Raw genomic sequence first — 18868 nt, 5'->3', positions numbered from 1 at the left:
TCCTCGAGGAACCTTTGGTGAACCCGTGAACAGCGCACGGGTCGTGTCGGTCAACACCACTCGGCCGGCTGCTATTCCTCCATCTTGCCACCACCTGATCCGCTCTGACACGCAACCTCCGTGACCCCGCACACTCCCGGCGAATCGGACCGCATTTCTCGCCGCGACACCCATCGAATAGCCTGGTCGGTGTGAAATTGTTCCGTCGCGGCGAGTCCAGCACCACCGACGCGACCGCCGAATCGACGGTGGTCACGGACGGCGACTCGGCCGCGGGCACCACCCGCACGACAACCACGTCCACCGCGGGCAAGGGCCGCCCCACCCCGAAACGCCGTGAGGCGCAAGGCAAGCGCCGCGGCCCGGTAGCACCCGCTCCGCTCACCGCGAAGGAAGCTCGCGCCCGGCGCAAGGCCGCGCGGGGCACCAAGCAAGACCGCAAGGCCGCGGCCGCCAAACGGCGCGAAGCCGCCGCGGATCGCCGCGAGCGCATGCTCGCAGGCGAGGACAAGTACCTGCCGCATCGCGACCAAGGCCCGGTCCGGGCGTTCGTCCGGGACATCGTCGACGCCAGGCGCAACCTGGTCGGCCTGTTCATGCCGATGGCGCTGGTGCTGATCCTGTCGATGTTCGTCGCGCCCGCGCTGCAGACCATCGTCACGCTCGCCATGCTGGTCATGATGCTGTTCATGGCCATCGAAGGCTTCTTGCTCGGGCGGGTCGTGAACAACCGGGTCAGGGAGCGTTTCCCGGAGACCACCGACATCGGGTACCGGCTCGGCTGGTACGCCTTCGTCCGCGCCTCCCAGATCCGCAAGATGCGCGCTCCCAAGCCGCGCGTCAACCCGGGCGACGCTGTGTAGTTTTTCCAGCGCCTGCGCGCGCATATGCGCGCGTGGGGACTGGTCAGCGATGGTGGGCGCTTCGCCCCAGCATCGCCGTCAGCTCGGACCGTACGCGGTCGGCGTCGCGATCGATGACATCCGACGAGCCCGCGCGGCCGGTGCCGTAGGCGACGAGAGTGGCGAAAGCCACGATGACTGCCAGGGAGATGAGAAAAGTAACCATGGCAGTAATTTTGCGGACGCTGCTTTAGTGCCGAAAGTGGCGGCACTGACATTGTTCGTAAAGATACGGCCAGTAGACTGACCACATGCTGTCGAAGGTCGCCGTGGTGCTGTCCGACCGGATGGCCATGTTCGAGTTCGGCGTCGTCTGTGAGGTTTTCGGCCTCGACCGCACGGCCGACGGATTGCCCGCCTTCGATTTCCGGGTATGCGGGGCCGAGCCGGGCGTCCCGCTGCGCTCGACAACCCCCGGACTCACGGTCACACCCGAGTACGGGCTCGCGGAGTTGGCGGCGGCCGATCTGGTGGCCATTCCGGCCGCCGCCAGCGACAGCGGATTCGATCCGCGGGTCGTCACCGCCGTCCGCGACGCGGCGGCAGCCGGAGCGACGGTGCTCACCGTGTGTTCCGGCGTCTTCCTGGCCGGGGCGGCCGGGCTGCTCGACGGCCGCAAATGCACCACACACTGGCGTTATGTCGAAAAGCTCGCCGCCGAGTACCCCGCGGCGACCGTCGACCCGGACGTGCTGTTCGTCGACGAAGGGGATCTGATCACCAGCGCGGGCACCGCCGCCGGAATCGACGCCTGCCTGCACCTGGTGCGGCGTGAGCTCGGCAGCGGCGTGGCCAACGCGATCGCGCGGCGCATGGTGGTCCCGCCGCAGCGCGACGGGGGGCAGCGCCAGTTCATCGAACGTCCCGTCGCCGCCTGTACCTCCGACAGTCTCATCCCGACCCTGGAGTGGATGAACGAGCATCTCGACCTACCCCACACGGTCGAGAACCTGGCCATGCGCGCCAACATGTCCACCCGCACCTTCGCGCGCCGCTTCGCCGCCGAGACCGGGACCACCCCGGTGAAATGGCTTACCAACCAGCGCGTACTGCTGGCCAAGCAACTCCTCGAGGAAACCGATCTCGGGCTGGAACGCATCGCCGCCCGCTCCGGCTTCGGCTCCGGCGCCCTCCTGCGCCACCACTTCCAACGTCTGGTCGGCATCGCCCCCACCGAATACCGGCGACGCTTCGGCCGAAGCCCGGAGACGTCCGCCTGATCGCGGAACGAGACATCGGTCCGCGCGCCTGGCTTCGTCGATGGTCGGCACGCCGCGCTGCTGCCGCGAGATGTGTGTCCGAATAGGGCACCGGGAGCGCGGCGTGGTTCCGGAGACGCGCGGCAGGCCGCCGTTCGATTGATACCGTGCACCCGTGTCAGACAGTCCCCCGTCGTCCGCGGCGCCGCGCAGCACCTTCGTCCTCGGGGGCGCGCGGTCCGGGAAGTCGGCGTTCGCCGAGGACCTCGCGGTCCAGGCGCGCGGCCCCGTGCGCTATCTCGCCACCGCGGTGCCCGACCCCGCCGACCGTGATTTCGCCGAGCGCATCGCCAAGCACCGCGGCCGAAGGCCTGCGGGCTGGGCGACCGTCGAAAACGCCGATCCGGCGGAAATCCTCACCGAACCCACGCCGCCCCGGCCACCCTTCACCCTGATCGATGACATCGGTACTTGGCTGACCGCCCGGATCGACGCGCGCGACGCCTGGAACGCCCCACGGGGCACGATCTCGCCCGATACCGACGCACTGGTCGCGGCCGTTGCCGCCTACACCGGCGACCTCGTCGTCGTCAGCCCCGAGGTGGGCATGGGCGTCATTCCCGCCACACGCTCCGGCCGCCTCTTCCGCGACGAGATCGGCACCCTCAACCAGCGCCTGGCGCAAGTCTGCGACGAGGCATTCTTCGTCGTAGCAGGCCTCCCGCTCCGTCTCAAATAGCTCGTTCACGGACCCGCCTCCTCATGCGTCGAACGGCGCGTTCACGGACCGGCTTCCGCTCCCGTGGTGCGGCACATGCCAGGACCGGGCGAGATTTCGCCCGTCCGGCGACCAGGGTGGCGAGTTCAGGTCACGGGGCCGACGGCACGAGAGGGCAATGGCAAGATTGGGCGGCGTAGTCGGCGGGATCCGCCATGACCGAAAGGCTCGACAGTGACGCACGGATTCGGACCGGTAGCGCCTCCGGACGCACAGTTTCGTGTGACGGCCGAGCAGCGGCAGGCGCAACTGACCAAACCTGGTGGGGCACTGGGACGATTGGAGGAACTAGGCAACTGGGTTGCCTCCTGTCAGGGCACCTGCCCGCCGAAACAGTTCGAGCGCGCGCGGGTCGTGGTCTTCGCCGGGGATCACGGAATCGCGCGGCACGGGGTCTCGGCGTATCCGAGCGAAGTCACCGCGCAAATGGTCGCGAACTTCCTCGGCGGCGGAGCCGCGGTGAACGCGCTCGCGGCGGTGGCAGGCGCGACGGTCCGGGTCGTGGACATCTCCGTCGACGCCGACACCGACCCGCAGGTGTCCAAGCACAAGGTGCGCCGCTCGAGCGGGGCGATCGATCGCGAGGACGCGCTCACCGCCGAGGAGGTCGAGTCCGCGATCAGCGCGGGCCGCGCCATCGCCGACGAGGAGATCGACGGGGGCGCCGACCTGCTGATCGCGGGGGACATGGGCATCGGCAACACGACCCCGGCCACCGTGCTCGTCGCGAGCCTCACCGATACCGAACCGGTCGCGGCGGTCGGCCGCGGCACCGGCGTCGACGACGCCGGATGGATCCGCAAGGTCGCCGCCATCCGCGATGCCATGCGCCGCGCCCGCCCGGTGCTCAAGGACCCGGTGGAACTCCTTCGAGTCGCCGGAGGCGCCGATTTCGCCGCGCTGGCCGCGTTCCTCGCCCAGGCCGCCACCCGGCGCACACCCGTCATCCTCGACGGTGTCGTCGTCACGGCCGCCGCGCTGGTCGCCGAAGACCTCGCCGCGGGCGCGAGCGCCTGGTGGCTGGCCGGGCACCGCTCCACCGAACCGGCGCACGACCTCGCACTGAAACAGTTGCGCCTCGAGCCGCTGGTCGACCTGAGCATGCGCCTCGGCGAAGGCTCCGGCGCCCTCACCGCCCTCCCGATCCTCCGCTCGGCGGTGGCGACCCTCGCCGAGATGTCCACCTTCGCCGAAGCGGGCGTCAGCACCGCCGACCCCGAACCGGCAAGCCCCGCGCCGAACCTGCGCAAGTGAAGTCTTCCCGTTCCCGCGACACCTTCCCCCACCCGCCGGGCGGGGCGCAGGCGCTCGACGGGAACTCCGGCCTCGCGACGCACCGGCCGACAGCTTCGTGCGCGAACCAACGCGCCTGGTCAGATCCCTGCCCGGCACCGCAGCCGGTCATCGACCAGGCGCCCGGCAACGCGGTCGAAGCACGGCCCGCCGCACGGGGCTCGAGATGAACGGGGTTCGCTTGGCGATCTCCTGGCTGACGGTGCTGCCCGTCCGCGGGCCGGATGACGTCGATCGGTCGGCGGCCGCACGCGCGATCCTGCTGGCGCCGCTGGTCGGTGCGCTGCTGGGTGCGGGCGCCGCAGGACTGCTCTGGGCTCTGAGCTGGGTCGGGGCGAGCGCTCCGCTGGCCGGGCTGTTGGTGGTCGGCGCGCTGGCGTTGATCACAAGGGGCATGCATCTCGACGGTCTGGCCGACACCTTGGACGGGCTCGGCAGTTACGGGCCGCCGGAGCGGGCCAGGCAGATCATGAAGAGCGGCGGGGCCGGACCCTTCGGGGTGGCGGGACTCGCGTTCGCCATCGGCGTGCAGGCCTTCTCGTTCGCGGCCTTGGCCGATTCCGGCAGATGGGTCGCGGTGGCCCTCGCCGTGGCGACCGGCCGCGTCGCGGTGATCCTCGCCTGCCGCGGCGTCCCGGCCGCACCCGGCACCGGGTTCGGCATCCTGGTCGCGGGTACGCAGTCGGCCTTCGCGGCGGCGTCCTGGTCGGTGGCCGCGCTCGCCCTCGCCGTCTTCGCCGTCCCGAGCCGCCCGTGGCTCGGCCCGCTGGCCGTGGCGCTCGGCCTGGCCGCCTCGACGGTTCTGGTCCGCCACTGCGCAAGGCGCTTCGGCGGACTCTCCGGTGACGTCCTCGGCGCCGCGGTCGAGACCACCGTGGCGCTCACGGCGGCCGTGCTGTCCCTCGCCGTCCAGCCGGGCTGACCCGCCACCGGCGTTGCCGTTCCATGCCCGAATTGAACGTCGGTCCAGTTCAAATCGAGCTCAGAGTCTGGGTCACTGGAATTTTTCCGGCCGTGGCGCGCGGATCGTCTGGGTCGGGCAATAAGGTGGGCGGTATGTCTTCTGAGCGACTGTATTTTCGCCAGCTCTTGTCGGGACGCGACTACGCCGTGGGCGATCCGATCGCGACGCAGATGCGCAACTTCGCATATCTGATCGGCGACCGGGAAACGGGCGAGTGCGTGGTGATCGATCCGGCCTACGCGGCAGGTGATCTGGTGGACATCGCAGAGGGAGACGGTCTACGGCTCAGCGGCGTGCTGGCCACGCACCACCACCCCGATCACGTGGGCGGAACGATGCTCGGCTTCACCCTGCGCGGAGTGCGCGAGCTGCTCGAAAAGACAAGTGTCCCAGTACATGTCAACGCCAAAGAGCTGCCATGGGTGGCCAACGTCACCGGGATCGCCGAGAGCGAACTGACCGGCCACGAGCACGGCGACAAGGTCACTGTCGGAGCCTTCGACATCGAATTACTCCACACGCCCGGCCACACCCCGGGCAGCCAATGCTTCCTGTTCGACAGCCGCCTGATCGCCGGTGACACCTTGTTCGTCGACGGCTGCGGCCGCACCGATTTCCCGGGTGGCGATTCCGACGAAATGTTCCGCAGCCTGCGCTACCTGGCCGGTCTTTCCGGCGACCCGGTCGTCTACCCGGGCCACTGGTATTCGCAGGAACCCAGCGCCGCGCTGTCGACTGTCCGGGACAAGAACTACGTCATGCGTCCGCAGACGCTCGAGCAGTGGCACATGCTGATGCCGGGCTGAGTGACATCCGACGTCACATCCGACGCATCCACCCGTGGGTGTCGGCGAAGGTGCCGCGCTGGATGCCGGTGAGGGTGTCGCGCAGAGCCATGGTGACCGTGCCGGGCTCTCCGCCTCCGATGGTGAATTCGCCCGCCTCGGAACGCACCCAGCCGACCGGGGTGATCACCGCGGCGGTGCCGCAGGCGAAAACCTCGGTGATCTCACCGGATTCGGCGCCCTTGCGCCATTCCTCGACCGAGATCTTGCGCTCCTCGACCGGGAAGCCGGAGTCGGCGGCGAGGGTCAGCAGCGAGTCACGGGTGATGCCAGGCAGCAACGAGCCGGACAGTTCCGGTGTGACCAGCCGCGCCTCGGAGCCGGAACCGTAGACGAAGAACAGGTTGTTGGTGCCCATTTCCTCGACATAGCGGCGATCGCACGCGTCCAGCCACACCACCTGGTCGCATCCCTTGGCCGACGCTTCGGCCTGCGCGAGCAGCGACGCGGCGTAGTTGCCCGCGACCTTCGCCTCGCCGGTGCCGCCCGGCGCGGCGCGCACGTACTCCGTGGACAGCCAGACCCGCACCGGCTTCACGCCACGCGGGAAATACGCTCCCGCCGGGGAGCCCAGCAGCAGGTACTTGTACGCCGCGGCGGGCTTCACACCGAGCCCGGCCTCGGTGGCGAACATGAACGGCCGCAGGTACAGCGATTCCTCGCCGCCCGCCGCGGGGACCCAGTCCCGGTCCACCTCGAGCAGTTGCCGCACCGACTCGATGAACAGCTCGTCCGGCAGCTCGGCCATCGCCATACGACGAGCGGACCTGCGGAAACGTGCGGCGTTGGCGTCGATGCGGAAACAGGAGACGCTGCCGTCGCTCTGGCGGTAGGCCTTGAGTCCCTCGAAGATGGCCTGGCCGTAGTGGAACACCATGGTCGCGGGATCCAACGCCAAAGGGGCGTACGGCTCCACCCGCGCGTTCGTCCACGTGCCGTCGAGGTAATCGATCGAGACCATGTGATCGGTGAAGTATCGCCCGAACCCTGGCTCCGTCAGTACCTCTTGGCGCCGCTGCGCCGCGAGGGGCGCGGGATGCGGAACACGGGTGAACTGTGCGGCAGCGGTCATGCCGACGATCCTATCCGGCCCGATTCCTGCCATACCGCCATGGTCCACGCCCCTTTCTCCCGCCGCACGTCGCGAAGGACAGCCGGTCTTCGCAACCCGTTACCGGGCGGGAGAAAGCGGGCGGGAATCACTTGGTGCTGGAGGGGACGAACGGGGGGCGGACGATTTCGCAACGCAGGCGGCGTCCGCGGACGTCGACCTCGACCTCGGCGCCGGGTTCGATGGCGGCCGCGGTGTCCAGCAGAGCCAGCGCGATGCCGACCTTCAGGGTGGGCGAGAAGGTGCCGGACGTGGTCGAGCCGACCGGCTCGCCGTCACGCAGCACGGTTTGCCCTTGCCGGAGCACACCGCGGTCGAGCGCTTTGAGCCCCAGGAGGATTCGGCGCGGACCGTCCGACTTCTCCTGTTCCAGAGCGGCCTTGCCCCAGAACTCCGGCTTCTTCCAGCCAACCGCCCACCCGCAGCGCGCCTGCACCGGGGAGATGTCCAGCGAGAGTTCGTGTCCGTGCAAGGGGTAGCCCATCTCGGTGCGCAGGGTGTCGCGGGCGCCGAGCCCGGCCACCTGCCCCTCGGCGGCGCGCACCCGCTCGGCCAGAGCGCGGAACAGCGCCTCGGCGTCGTCCCAGCGCGGCAGCAACTCGTAACCGTGCTCGCCGGTGTAGCCGGTGCGGCAGACGCGCACGGGGCGGCCGTCCCATGCGGCGTCGGCATAGGCCATGTACTCGAGGTCGGCGGGCAGCCCGAGCGCGGTCAGCACCTCGGCCGAACGCGGACCCTGCACGGCGAACACGGCGTAATCGCGGTGCTCGTCGGTGACCGTGACGCCCTCGGGGGCGGCCTCGCGCAGTCGGGCGACGACCGCCGCGGTGTTGGCGGCGTTCGGCACCAGGAAGATCTCCTCGTCGCCGACGTAGTAGGCGATCAAGTCGTCGATCACTCCGCCGTTCGGGGCGCAGCACAGGGTGTATTGCGCCTTGCCCGCCCCGATTCGGCCGAGGTCGTTGGTGAACGCCGAGTTCACCAACGCCGCGGCGCCCGGGCCGCGTACCGTCGCCTTGCCGAGATGGCTGACGTCGAACAGTCCCACCGTGGCGCGAACCGCTTGGTGCTCGGTCACGGTGCCCGCGTAGGACACCGGCATCTCCCACCCGCCGAACGGCGCGAAGGTGGCGTCCAGCTCGACGTGCACGGCGTGAATGGGTCCCTGCAGGAGGCTCGTCTCGGTCACCAGCCGAGCTTATCGGGGACCGATCCGCGAAGTTCCGGCTCGCCGCGCTAGGGCCGGAACCACATGGGGATGAGGGTCGGACCGTTCTCCGGCAGAGTGTGGGTCGTCCCGGTCGGCGCGAACCCGCAGCGGCTGTAGAGCCGAGCGGACCGTTCGGTGCTCGCCTCGAGAAACGCGGGAACAGCCGCTTCGGAGGCGGCCTTCAAGCGGTCGGCGAGGATCACCGCACCGGCCCCTTTGCCGCGGTGCTCCGGCCTGGTGACGATCACTTGCAAGTACTGGTGCGGGAATTCTCGGGGATGCTCGCGGGCGAGCAGGTCGGTCAGGATCGCCACCCTCCGCAGCTCGCCCATGTCGGGAGCCTGTTCGGCCATGGTCCGCATCTCGGCGGCTTCCTCGGCGAATCGCTCGACCGAGGTGACGTGCTGCCAGATCGAGATCGACCAGATTTCCTCGCCCGCTCCCGCGACCCAGATCTCGTCATCGCGTAACGCCCAATCGATGACGCCCGGCACGAAGGCCGTGCGGATGCCCGGGTCGGATTGACCTTCGAGTACCCAAGCCGTCACCACCTCGTCGGCGCTGGCCGCGCCGAATGCCTCGATCAGCGCGTCCCGGTCCCGGGCTTCTGCCCGGCGAGCGGCGATTTCCATCCGCCATCCCCTTCCAGTGAACATCGTATTTCGACTACCAATCTAGGCAGGTCAGCGCGACCTCGGTATTATTTCGTCACACTCGTTCGTGTGTCGAAATGGAACCCCGCATGACGTGCGCGCTCTGCCGCAACGACCTCGCGCAGCCCGCCCGGGGCCGACGGCGCAAGTACTGCTCCCGCTCCTGCCAGGCACGCGCCTACCGCGCCCGTCGCGCCGCGATCCCGATGCGCCGCGCCACCCGCCCGGCGCGGCTCACCGCCGTCGGCATCGCCCGCATGGCGGTGGAGCTGGCCGACCGCGACGGGATCGACGGCCTCACCATGCGCCGCCTGGCCGGCGCACTCGGCGTCGCGACGGCCACCCTCTACCGTCACTTCCCCGACCGCGAAGCGCTGCTGGCGAGCATGGCGGAGCTGGTGCTCGACGAGATCCCGCCGCCGGCCGCCGAATGCACCGGCTGGCGCCCTCGGCTACGGTACGAGGCGCACGAGGAGTGGCGCCTCTACCGCAGGCATCCGTGGATGTTGCCGCTGCTCGCGCGCACCCACCCGCCGCTGGGTCCCGCGCTGCTGGACGTCCTGGAACGAAACTTGGCCGCCCTCGACCACCCCGGCCTGACCGGGCGAACCGGACTCACGATCTATCTCGCGCTGTCGGGCCTGGTCCAGGGCCTGGCGCTGTTGTGGAGTTCCGATCGCGCCGATCGGCTCGGCGATCCGCGCCGCGCCGCCGAGGCGACCGCGCCGCACCACGATCTCGCCGAGTTGCTCGACCCGGCGATCCGCCCCGTGCTGCACCGCGTGCTCACCGAGCTGGACGCCGATTTCGAGATGGACTTCGACGACCTGCTCGCCACCGCGGTGGAACTCCTGCTCGACGGCGTCGCGGTGCGACATCGGGAACGCACCGAATAACCTGTGCCAATGACCGCTGTTGCAGATCGCTCGCTCGGACCGGAACTGGCACGCACCGAGACCATCGGCGCGGACACCGATGTGCTCGTCATCGGGTTGACCTCCTCGGAGGACGGCCCCGTCATCGTGCCCGAGGACCTGTTCGGCGACGTGCTCACCGCCGAGGTGCGCGGCGAGTTACTCGATCAGCTCGGTGTGGTGGGAGCGAAGGGCAAGGCCGAGGAGCTGACCCGCATCCCGGCGCCGGCCGGGCTGGACGGTGTGTCCAGCGTCCTCGCCGTCGGCCTCGGGTCCGCCGACAAACTCGACGCCGAGCAGATCCGCCGCTCGGCCGGTGTCGCCGCCCGCGCGCTCTCCGGCACCGAACTGGTGGTGACCACGCTGTCCGGGCTCGACATCGCCGCCGCGGCGGAAGGCTTCTACCTGGGCGCCTACTCGTTCACGCCGTTCCGATCGGACAAGTCCGCGCCCAAGCCGGACGAGCGGCCCGTCGCCCGGGTCGAGCTGCTGGTCCCCGAGCCGGGATTCGGCGAAGAGGCGCTGTTCCGGGCGCAGCTCACCGCCGAGGCGGTCGCCACCGCACGGGATTTCGTGAACACCCCGCCCAGCCACCTGTTCCCCGCCGAGTTCGCCTCCCGTGCGCGTGAACTCGCCGAGGCCGCGGGCCTCACCGTGGAGGTGCTCGACGAGAAGGCGCTGGAAGCAGGCGGTTACGGCGGCGTGCTCGGCGTGGGCAAGGGTTCCTCGCGACCGCCGCGCCTGATCCGGATCACATACGCGGGTGGCCCGAAGAAGGTGGCGCTGGTCGGCAAGGGCATCACCTTCGACACCGGCGGCATCTCCATCAAGCCCGCGCAGAACATGGAGAACATGACCTCCGATATGGCGGGCGCGGCGGCCGTGATCGCCACGACGCTGCTCGCCGCGCGGCTGAGCCTGCCGATCACCGTCACGGCCACGGTGCCGATGGCGGAGAACATGCCGTCGGCCACCGCCCAGCGCCCCGGCGACGTGCTCACCCAGTACGGCGGCACCACCGTCGAGGTGCTCAACACCGATGCCGAGGGCCGTCTGATCCTCGCCGACGCGATCGTGCGCGCGAGCGAGGACGAGCCGGAGTACCTGATCGACGTGGCCACCCTGACCGGAGCGCAGATGGTCGCGCTCGGCACCCGCACGCCCGGCGTGATGGGCACCGACGACTTCCGCGACCGGGTGGCTCGCATCTCCCGCGCGGTCGGCGAGAACGGCTGGTCGATGCCGCTTCCCGCCGAACTGCGCGCCGACCTGAACTCCAAGATCGCCGACCTGGCCAATGTCGCACCGCACCGCTGGGGCGGCATGCTCTCGGCCGGACTGTTTCTCAAGGAGTTCGTCCCGGAGAACGTGCAGTGGGCCCACCTCGATGTCGCCGGTCCGGCCTACAACACCGGCGGCCCGTTCGGCTACATCGGCAAAGGCGGCACCGGCGTCCCGGTCCGCACGCTGATCGCCGTGCTCCAGGACATCGCCGCGGAGTGAAGTCGGAGTGCGTCGTCCGGGGCGTCCCGGGCGACGCACTCGAGCGCACCCGGGAGCCTTCGGACACGCCCGCGGAAACCGGGCGGAACGGACGATCCGACGCCTCAGAGGTCGTACAGATCTCGCTCCAGTTCGCGCTGCCGCTCCACCCGCTTGCGGGCGTCGTAGTCGCGCATCCGCTGCGGATAGCCGGTCTTGTGGACGTCGTAGACGGGGATGTGCAAATCCTTGGCAAGTCGTCGCGCCCCGCGCTCGCCGACGATCCGGCGCGTCCATTCACCATCAGCGGCAACAAGGACGACTGTGACATCTGTCACCGTGGTCTTGGGTTCGATATAGCCCTCGACGCCCACATGCGTGCGCACCCAGTCGGCCAGATACCGGGCATCCTCCCCGGCCACCGAACCCCCACGTAGAGCGCGGCCACCCCGAGTAGCGCCGCGGCGGAAACGATCTAGCAAACCCACCGACGCCGACCTCCTTTCCTGCACCGGAGAATGTTCACCGCCGGTCTTCCCATACTGCCAGCTCTGTGCAGTTGGCCGCCCTGTGCTACATGGCTGGCGAGCGAGTGCAAGGATGGACCGCGGTACAAGAACCACACACGGATCTCCGGTGCCACGCACAATGATCGGTGGCTTCCGGACTACCGTCGCGACCCGCGGCGGGCGTCCGCAGCGAGATCAACTGTTGTAGAACCCCGTCGAGCAGTCAGAGGAGTCAACGGACATGGCCTTCTCCGTCCAGATGCCCGCTCTTGGTGAGAGCGTCACCGAGGGAACGGTGACCAGGTGGCTGAAGCAGGAAGGAGACACGGTCGAGGTCGACGAGCCGCTGCTCGAAGTCTCCACCGACAAGGTCGATACCGAAATCCCGTCCCCCGCGGCGGGTGTGCTGTCGAAGATCGTCGCGAACGAAGACGACGTGGTCGAGGTCGGCGGCGAACTGGGTGTCATCAGCGAGCCCGGCGAGGCGGCATCGTCGGCCCCCGCACCTGCCCCGGAAGCCGCGGCGCCCGCCCAGGAGGCTCCCGCCCCTGCTCAGGAGGAGCCCGCGCCGCAACCCCAGGCCACTCCCGCCCAGGAGTCCGCGCCCGCCGCCCAGGCCGCGCCCGCGTCGTCCGGTGACGGCACCGCGGTGAAGATGCCAGAGCTCGGCGAGTCGGTCACCGAGGGCACCGTCACCCGCTGGCTGAAGTCGGTCGGTGACGAGGTCGCCGTCGACGAGCCGCTGCTCGAGGTCTCCACCGACAAGGTCGACACCGAGATCCCCTCGCCCGTGGCGGGCACCCTGCTGGAGATCACCGCGCAGGAAGACGACGTCGTGGCCGTCGGTGGACAGCTCGGCGTGATCGGCAGCGGTTCCCCGGCGGCCGCCGCCCCGGCTCCCGCACCGGCCCCGGCTCCCGAACCTGCCCCGAAGCCCGAACCGGCCCCGGCTGCCGCCGCGCCCGCTCCGGCCCCCGCTCCGGCTCCGGCTCCGGCTCCGGCCCCCGCTCCGGCTCCGGCTCCAGCTCCCAAGCCCGAACCGGCCCCCGCGCCCGCCGCCGCGGGTGCCGAATCCTCCAACGGCGCAACCCCCTACGTCACGCCGCTGGTCCGCAAGCTGGCCGAAGAGAACAACGTCGACCTGTCCTCGCTCACCGGTTCCGGTGTCGGCGGGCGTATCCGCAAGCAGGACGTGCTCGCCGCCGCCGAGGCGAAGAAGGCTCCGGCTGCCACGGCGACCGCGACCGCACCCGCCCCGGCGAAAGCGCCCTCCGCGCCCGTCGCGGCGAGCCCGGAGCTGGCCCACCTGCGCGGCACCGTGCAGAAGGCCAACCGTATCCGCCAGATCACCGCGACCAAGACCCGCGAGTCGTTGCAAACCACCGCGCAGCTGACCCAGGTGCACGAGGCCGACGTCACCAAGATCGCGGCGCTGCGCAAGCTGGCCAAGGCGGCGTTCAAGGAGCGGGAGGGCGTCAACCTGACGTTCCTGCCCTTCTTCGCCAAGGCCGTGGTCGAGGCGCTGGGCGTGCACCCGAACGTCAACGCCAGCTACGACGAGTCCAGCAAGGAGATCACCTACCACGCCTCGGTGCACCTCGGCATCGCCGTCGACACCGAGCAGGGTCTGCTGTCCCCCGTGATCCACAACGCCAGCGACCTGTCGCTGGCCGGACTGGCGCGCGCCATCGCCGACATCGCCAACCGGGCCCGCAACGGCGGACTCAAGCCCGACGAGCTGGCCGGCGGCACCTTCACCATCACCAACATCGGCAGCCAGGGCGCGCTGTTCGACACGCCGATCCTGGTTCCGCCGCAGGCGGGCATGCTCGGCACGGGTGCGATCGTCAAGCGCCCGGTCGTGGTGACCGACGAGACCGGTAACGAGTCCATCGGCGTCCGCTCGATGTGCTACCTGCCGCTCACCTACGACCACCGCCTGATCGACGGCGCCGACGCGGGCCGCTTCCTGACCACGATCCGCCACCGGCTCGAGGAAGCGGCGTTCGAGGCCGATCTCGGGCTGTGAGGAAGGTTCCGCGGCACGTATGAAGGTCGTGATCGCCGGCTCGTCGGGGTTGATCGGGACAGCGCTCGTCGCGGCTCTGCGCCGCGACGGGCACGACGTCGCCCGGCTGGTGCGCAGAACAGCGGCGGGCCCGGACGAATTCGCCTGGAACCCGGCCCGCGCCCAGCTGGACGAGCGGGCGCTGCGCGGCGCGGACGCCGTGGTCAACCTGTGCGGCGCGGGCGTCGGCAGGCGGCGCTGGACCGGCAGCTTCAAACAGGAGTTGCGCGACAGCCGGATCACACCGACCGACGTGCTGGCCGGCGCGGTCGCCGCCGCGGGAGTGCCGGTGCTGCTCAACGCCAGCGGCGTGCACTATTACGGTGGCGACACCGGCGATCGAGTGGTGGACGAAACCTCCCCCGCCGGTTCCGGCTTCCTGGCGACGCTGTGCCGGGACTGGGAGAAAGCTACCGAGCCCGCCACCGCCGCCGGTGTGCGCACGGTGCTGCTGCGCAGCGCCGTGGTGCTGTCGAGTGCCGGAGGCATGCTCGGGATGCTGCAACCGCTGTACGCGCTCGGGTTGGGCGGGCGGCTGGGCAGTGGCCGTCAGTACGTGCCGTGGATCTCGATGGCCGACGAGATCGGCGCCGTGCTCTTCGCGCTCACCCACGACACGGTGTCCGGTCCGATCAACGTGGTCGGCCCCGCTCCGGTCACCAACGCCGAGTTCAGCCGCGCGCTGGGTCGTGCGCTGCGGCGTCCCACTCCGCTGGTGGTGCCCGCGTTCGCGCTGCGTGCGGTGGTCGGCGAGATGGCGCAGGAGGCGATCCTGCGCGGGCCAAGGGCGATTCCGACTGCCCTCGAGGAGGCGGGCTACCGGTTCGACCACCCCACCATCGGCGCAGCGCTGGCCGACGCGGTGGGACGATCCGGAGACGCTCGATGACCGATCGACTCGACACCGGGCTCGCCACCGTCATCCGCGACGCGACCACCGATGACCTTCCGGCGATTCTCGACATCCACAACGCGAATATCGCCGCGTCCACCGCGATCTGGGACACCGAGCGGGTCGGCCTGGACGAGCGCCTCGGCTGGTTCCGCGCCCGCACCGGCGCGGGGTTGCCCGTGCTGGTCGCCGAGTTCGACCGCGAGTTGGCGGGTTACGCGAGCTACGGGCCGTGGCGCACCAAGTCGGGATACCGCTACACGGTCGAGAACTCCGTCTACGTCGACGAGCGCTTCCACCGTCGCGGCATCGCCACGGCGCTGCTCACCGAGCTGATCGAACGTGCGCGCCGGGCGGGCGCCGTGCACGCCATGATCGCGGCCATCGAATCCGGCAACACCGGTTCGATCCTCCTGCACGAGCGCTTCGGCTTCCGGACCGTCGGGGTCCTGCCCGAAGTAGGCCACAAGTTCGGCCGCTGGATGGACCTGACCCTCATGCAGTTGACTCTGCCCGTCGACGTGCCCTGAATCGGCAGCCGCAGGACCCTCGCATACCGCGTTCACACTTCGCAGATGCATCAGGCGGCGTGCGGCGCTATGCGCCCGATCCGAGATCGCGCGGGGCACGGCCGTGCTCAGCATAGGTCCACCCCAAGTGGTGTAACCCGATTCGACACGTGACGTTCAGGCCTGTTCCACGACTTGGCCGAAGCGCGGACACTTCTCGACCAACCCTGAACCGAGCGGATCGACGCGCTGTGCGAGCGCCTGGATTCGGATCGGGACGCGCAGTTCGACCCCACCCGCCCGCAGCTTTCCGATAGAACTGCCGGGAATCGGCGCTACCCGATCGGTATGAGCTCGCTTCGAGCAAGGAAGCCGGACACTCCACGCTCGCGCCATACTCACGTTCGGGACGCGAGATCACCCGGTCGGATCCCTCGGCCGCTGGACCACGGCGTGGCAGGCGCAGCAGCAATCTCTCAGCGCTGCCCTGGCAACCCACTCCCGCTGTGGCTGTTCCCACATCGAGGTGCTGGAACCGGCTGACCCCTGGGCGTACCGTCATGCTGTGACCCACACGCGCACCACCCTGTCCGCCCGGTCCGACACGACTCCGATCGTCGTCGAGGATCTCGGACTCATCGACTACCACGCCGCCTGGGACCTGCAACGCAGCATCGCCGAGCAGCGGGCCGAGGGCAGCGGATCCGATCATCTGCTGCTGCTCGAACACCCCTCGGTCTACACCGCGGGCCGCCGCACCGAGGACGAGGACCTGCCGATCGACGGCAGCCCGGTGGTGCAGGTCGACCGCGGCGGCAAGATCACCTGGCATGGCCCCGGTCAACTCGTCGGCTACCCGATAGTGCGGCTGGCCGAGCCGATCGACGTCGTCGACTATGTGCGCCGCCTCGAGGAGGCGTTGATCACCGTCTGCACCGGCCTCGGCCTCGTCTGCGGGCGGGTCGAGGGCCGGTCCGGCGTCTGGCTGCCCGCCACCGAGTTCCACGCCGAACGCAAGATCGCCGCGGTCGGCGTGCGCGTGCAGCGGGGCGTCGCCTTGCACGGCGTCTCGTTCAACTGCAACGCCGCCATGGACGGGTTCCAGGCCATCGTCCCGTGCGGCATTCGCGATGCGGGCGTCACCACTCTGACCCGTGAACTCGGTCGCGAGGTGACCGTGGCCGAGATCAAGCCGCTGGTGGCCGACGCCATCATCCGCGCACTCGACGGCGAGCTGCCGGTCAGCGCGCACGATATCGCGCGCGTCACCCCTGGCGACACCCCTCCGCAGTCTCGAGCCGCGACGGCGTAAGGTCGATCGAGTGACCTCAGTCGACACCCCGACACCACACAACGCGGCCACGGCAGCCGAACCTGCTGCGGCACTCCCGGGTCCCGCCGTGGCTACGCAGGCCACCTCCTCCGGGCCCGACGCTCGCGCCGCGAACGGCCGCAAGCTCCTGCGCATCGAAGCCCGCAACGCGGAAACCCCCATCGAGCGCAAGCCCAAGTGGATCCGTACCCGCGCCACCATGGGCCCGGAGTACTCCGAGCTCAAAGGCTTGGTCAAGCGCGAGGGCCTGCACACCGTCTGCGAGGAAGCGGGCTGCCCCAACATCTTCGAATGCTGGGAAGACCGCGAGGCCACGTTCCTGATCGGCGGCGAACAGTGCACCCGCCGCTGCGACTTCTGCCAGATCGACACCGGCAAGCCCGCCGCCCTGGACCGCGACGAGCCCCGCCGCGTCGCCGAAAGCGTCCAGGCCATGGGCCTGCGCTACTCCACCATCACCGGCGTAGCCCGCGACGACCTTGACGACGGCGGCGCCTGGCTCTACGCCGAAACCGTCCGCGCCATCAAGCGTTCGAACCCGCACACCGGCGTGGAGTTGTTGATTCCCGACTTCAACGCCGACCCCGACCAGCTCGCCGAGGTCTTCTCCTCGCGCCCGGAGGTGCTGGCGCACAACCTCGAAACGGTCCCCCGCATCTTCAAACGCATCCGCCCGGCCTTCCGCTACGAGCGCTCCCTCGCGGTCCTGACCGCCGCCCGCGAAGCCGGTCTGGTCACCAAATCCAACCTCATCCTCGGCATGGGCGAAACGCCGGAGGAAGTCACCCAGGCCATGCGCGACCTGCACGAGGCAGGCTGCGACATCCTCACCATCACCCAGTACCTGCGCCCGTCCCCGCGTCACCACCCCGTCGACCGCTGGGTGAAGCCGGAGGAATTCGTGGAGCACTCGAAGGCGGCCGAGGAAATGGGCTTCGCAGGCGTGATGGCCGGTCCCCTGGTCCGCTCCTCCTACCGGGCGGGTCGGCTGTATGCCCAGGCGATGGCGCACCACGGTCGCGAAATCGCGCCGGAGATGGCACATCTCGCCGAGGAAGGCACGGCGTCCCAGGAAGCCAGCTCCGTGCTGGCCCGCTTCGGCAGCTGACTGCGTGGGAGGTCGAGTCCGAGGTGGAACCGACCTCTTCCAGCGTATCTTCGTCCAATTACATCTCGCCTGCGAGCGTCATACCGAGTTCGGTCTCCTCGACGACCCCTCGCTCGATCAAATTGTCGAGATCTGCGGTCAACGTCGCCCGAATATCTGATCGAACACGTGTCCAGCCGAAAACAGCGGCCACCTCGGACAGGAGTTCTTCGCGCCGAACTCCCAGACAGTCGGCGATGACGTTGCGTATGGCAAGCTGTCGCTCAATTATCGGTATCTGCCGGACCAAGCGGCCGCCGCGGGAAGCCGCTGTCCGCACAAACTGCAGCTCACGAGCAGGCAAATCGTATGCAGCGCCGAGACAGACAACTGCCTTTTTCCTATCGAGCCAACGCAGAACTTCCCGGATCCGCACTTGGATGACCGGACCCGACCTACCTGCGCCCCAGGCCGTTCGCACACGTGTGAATAACAGCTCCTCCTCAACCGGACCTTCGACCTCGACTACACGGAGCACAATTTCGGCCACCACTTCGAAAGCCTCCGGGTCCTGCAGCGCGACAAGATCCAACCCGCGCCTGGCAGCGGACGTACGGCGAAGCTCAATGAGTTCGTCGGTTCCGACTTGCTGGTATGGGCGAGTCCACCTAGTCGGTTCATGCTCAACCGGTGCAAATTGCACTGCTGTCGACATCGAATCTTCTTCGACCTCGCTCGACACTGCGGGCGCGGGCTCCGACCGTGCTTCCTTCGGTTCGGGCCGGCCTACGGCGTATGGATCTATCGCGCACGCGGCTGCTACTTCTACCCGCAGACGTTCCATCGCATCCTTGCGGTTGCGGTACCAATCCGTACCCCAAATGCGGTGCAGTCGCCAGCCCAGATCACGCAGTACCGACTCGCGCAACCGGTCACGATCGCGCGCTGCTCGCGACGAGTGGTACATAGCACCGTCGCATTCGATACCTAGTTGTATGAGGCCGTGACGTTGGTGACGCCGGTGTGGAGGCGGCTGGCTGGGGGCCGGTTTCCGGCGGCAGTGTGGGGTCGATGGTAGTTGTAGTGGATGTTCCAGATTCCGAGTGCGTCGGTGCGTTG

Annotated in this window: 19 protein-coding genes and 1 pseudogene; 13 read left to right on the top strand and 7 right to left on the bottom strand. The window is 69.3% G+C overall.

The window, feature by feature from the left end:
* The first annotated feature begins 191 nt into the window (after window positions 1-191).
* On the top strand, window positions 192-863 hold the full coding sequence (locus M8859_RS34390; RefSeq protein ID WP_159927149.1) for a DUF3043 domain-containing protein: 672 nt from the start codon (window positions 192-194) through the stop codon (window positions 861-863).
* A gap of 43 nt (window positions 864-906) precedes the next feature.
* On the opposite strand, the gene M8859_RS34385 is transcribed toward M8859_RS34390, so the two are convergent.
* On the bottom strand, window positions 907-1068 hold the full coding sequence (locus M8859_RS34385; RefSeq protein ID WP_159927151.1) for a hypothetical protein: 162 nt from the start codon (window positions 1066-1068) through the stop codon (window positions 907-909).
* An 85-nt stretch (window positions 1069-1153) separates the two neighbouring features.
* Between M8859_RS34385 and M8859_RS34380 the strand changes: the two genes are divergently transcribed.
* The 5 genes from M8859_RS34380 (at window position 1154) to M8859_RS34360 (ending at window position 5942) form a co-directional block, all read left to right on the top strand.
* Window positions 1154-2122, top strand: coding sequence for a helix-turn-helix domain-containing protein (locus M8859_RS34380; RefSeq protein ID WP_159927153.1), 969 nt, complete (start codon window positions 1154-1156; stop codon window positions 2120-2122).
* Window positions 2123-2276: 154 nt separating this feature from the next.
* Entirely contained in the window at window positions 2277-2840 is a 564-nt protein-coding gene (gene cobU, locus M8859_RS34375; RefSeq protein ID WP_249645509.1) for a bifunctional adenosylcobinamide kinase/adenosylcobinamide-phosphate guanylyltransferase, read from the top strand.
* A 213-nt stretch (window positions 2841-3053) separates the two neighbouring features.
* Complete coding sequence (gene cobT / locus M8859_RS34370) at window positions 3054-4133, top strand: nicotinate-nucleotide--dimethylbenzimidazole phosphoribosyltransferase (RefSeq protein WP_249645508.1); 1080 nt, start codon at window positions 3054-3056, stop codon at window positions 4131-4133.
* Window positions 4134-4338: 205 nt separating this feature from the next.
* Complete coding sequence (locus M8859_RS34365; protein ID WP_249645507.1) at window positions 4339-5094, top strand: adenosylcobinamide-GDP ribazoletransferase; 756 nt, start codon at window positions 4339-4341, stop codon at window positions 5092-5094.
* A gap of 134 nt (window positions 5095-5228) precedes the next feature.
* Entirely contained in the window at window positions 5229-5942 is a 714-nt protein-coding gene (locus M8859_RS34360; protein ID WP_249645506.1) for an MBL fold metallo-hydrolase, read from the top strand.
* A gap of 13 nt (window positions 5943-5955) precedes the next feature.
* On the opposite strand, the gene M8859_RS34355 is transcribed toward M8859_RS34360, so the two are convergent.
* From M8859_RS34355 to M8859_RS34345, 3 genes are all read right to left on the bottom strand, one after another.
* Window positions 5956-7053, bottom strand: coding sequence for a branched-chain amino acid aminotransferase (locus M8859_RS34355; RefSeq protein ID WP_249645505.1), 1098 nt, complete (start codon window positions 7051-7053; stop codon window positions 5956-5958).
* Window positions 7054-7180: 127 nt separating this feature from the next.
* The gene (gcvT, locus tag M8859_RS34350; protein WP_159927163.1) at window positions 7181-8281 is read right to left on the bottom strand and encodes a glycine cleavage system aminomethyltransferase GcvT; all 1101 of its coding nucleotides are present in this window, start codon (window positions 8279-8281) and stop codon (window positions 7181-7183) included.
* A 47-nt stretch (window positions 8282-8328) separates the two neighbouring features.
* On the bottom strand, window positions 8329-8934 hold the full coding sequence (locus M8859_RS34345) for a GNAT family N-acetyltransferase (RefSeq protein WP_159927165.1): 606 nt from the start codon (window positions 8932-8934) through the stop codon (window positions 8329-8331).
* A 110-nt stretch (window positions 8935-9044) separates the two neighbouring features.
* Between M8859_RS34345 and M8859_RS34340 the strand changes: the two genes are divergently transcribed.
* Together M8859_RS34340 and M8859_RS34335 are read left to right on the top strand one after the other, a co-directional pair.
* Window positions 9045-9851, top strand: a complete 807-nt coding sequence (locus M8859_RS34340; RefSeq protein ID WP_159927167.1) for a TetR/AcrR family transcriptional regulator — start codon at window positions 9045-9047, stop codon at window positions 9849-9851.
* Between the two features lie 9 nt (window positions 9852-9860).
* On the top strand, window positions 9861-11372 hold the full coding sequence (locus tag M8859_RS34335; RefSeq protein ID WP_159927169.1) for a leucyl aminopeptidase: 1512 nt from the start codon (window positions 9861-9863) through the stop codon (window positions 11370-11372).
* 104 nt (window positions 11373-11476) lie between these two features.
* Here M8859_RS34335 and M8859_RS34330 read toward each other — a convergent pair whose 3' ends face one another.
* Window positions 11477-11839 carry an oxidoreductase gene (locus M8859_RS34330; RefSeq protein ID WP_195070182.1) on the bottom strand — a complete coding sequence of 121 codons (363 nt, stop codon included), beginning with the start codon at window positions 11837-11839 and terminating at the stop codon, window positions 11477-11479.
* Between the two features lie 262 nt (window positions 11840-12101).
* Between M8859_RS34330 and sucB the strand changes: the two genes are divergently transcribed.
* From sucB to lipA, 5 genes are all read left to right on the top strand, one after another.
* A complete protein-coding gene (gene sucB / locus M8859_RS34325) occupies window positions 12102-13889 on the top strand; it encodes a 2-oxoglutarate dehydrogenase, E2 component, dihydrolipoamide succinyltransferase (protein ID WP_195140125.1) in 1788 nt (595 codons plus the stop codon).
* 19 nt (window positions 13890-13908) lie between these two features.
* A complete protein-coding gene (locus tag M8859_RS34320) occupies window positions 13909-14817 on the top strand; it encodes a TIGR01777 family oxidoreductase (RefSeq protein WP_249645504.1) in 909 nt (302 codons plus the stop codon).
* Entirely contained in the window at window positions 14814-15350 is a 537-nt protein-coding gene (locus M8859_RS34315; protein WP_159927177.1) for a GNAT family N-acetyltransferase, read from the top strand. Before M8859_RS34320 ends, M8859_RS34315 begins: the two co-directional genes overlap by 4 nt.
* A gap of 544 nt (window positions 15351-15894) precedes the next feature.
* Entirely contained in the window at window positions 15895-16641 is a 747-nt protein-coding gene (gene lipB, locus M8859_RS34310; protein ID WP_159927179.1) for a lipoyl(octanoyl) transferase LipB, read from the top strand.
* An 88-nt stretch (window positions 16642-16729) separates the two neighbouring features.
* Window positions 16730-17770, top strand: a complete 1041-nt coding sequence (gene lipA / locus M8859_RS34305) for a lipoyl synthase (protein ID WP_159927384.1) — start codon at window positions 16730-16732, stop codon at window positions 17768-17770.
* Window positions 17771-17828: 58 nt separating this feature from the next.
* On the opposite strand, the gene M8859_RS34300 is transcribed toward lipA, so the two are convergent.
* The gene (locus M8859_RS34300) at window positions 17829-18716 is read right to left on the bottom strand and encodes a DUF3320 domain-containing protein (protein WP_249645503.1); all 888 of its coding nucleotides are present in this window, start codon (window positions 18714-18716) and stop codon (window positions 17829-17831) included.
* 20 nt (window positions 18717-18736) lie between these two features.
* A pseudogene (locus M8859_RS34295) lies at window positions 18737-18868 on the bottom strand (IS481 family transposase); the annotation flags it as partial.

The organism is Nocardia sputi, from assembly GCF_023501985.1.
This window is presented reverse-complemented; position numbering and strand designations above follow the sequence as displayed.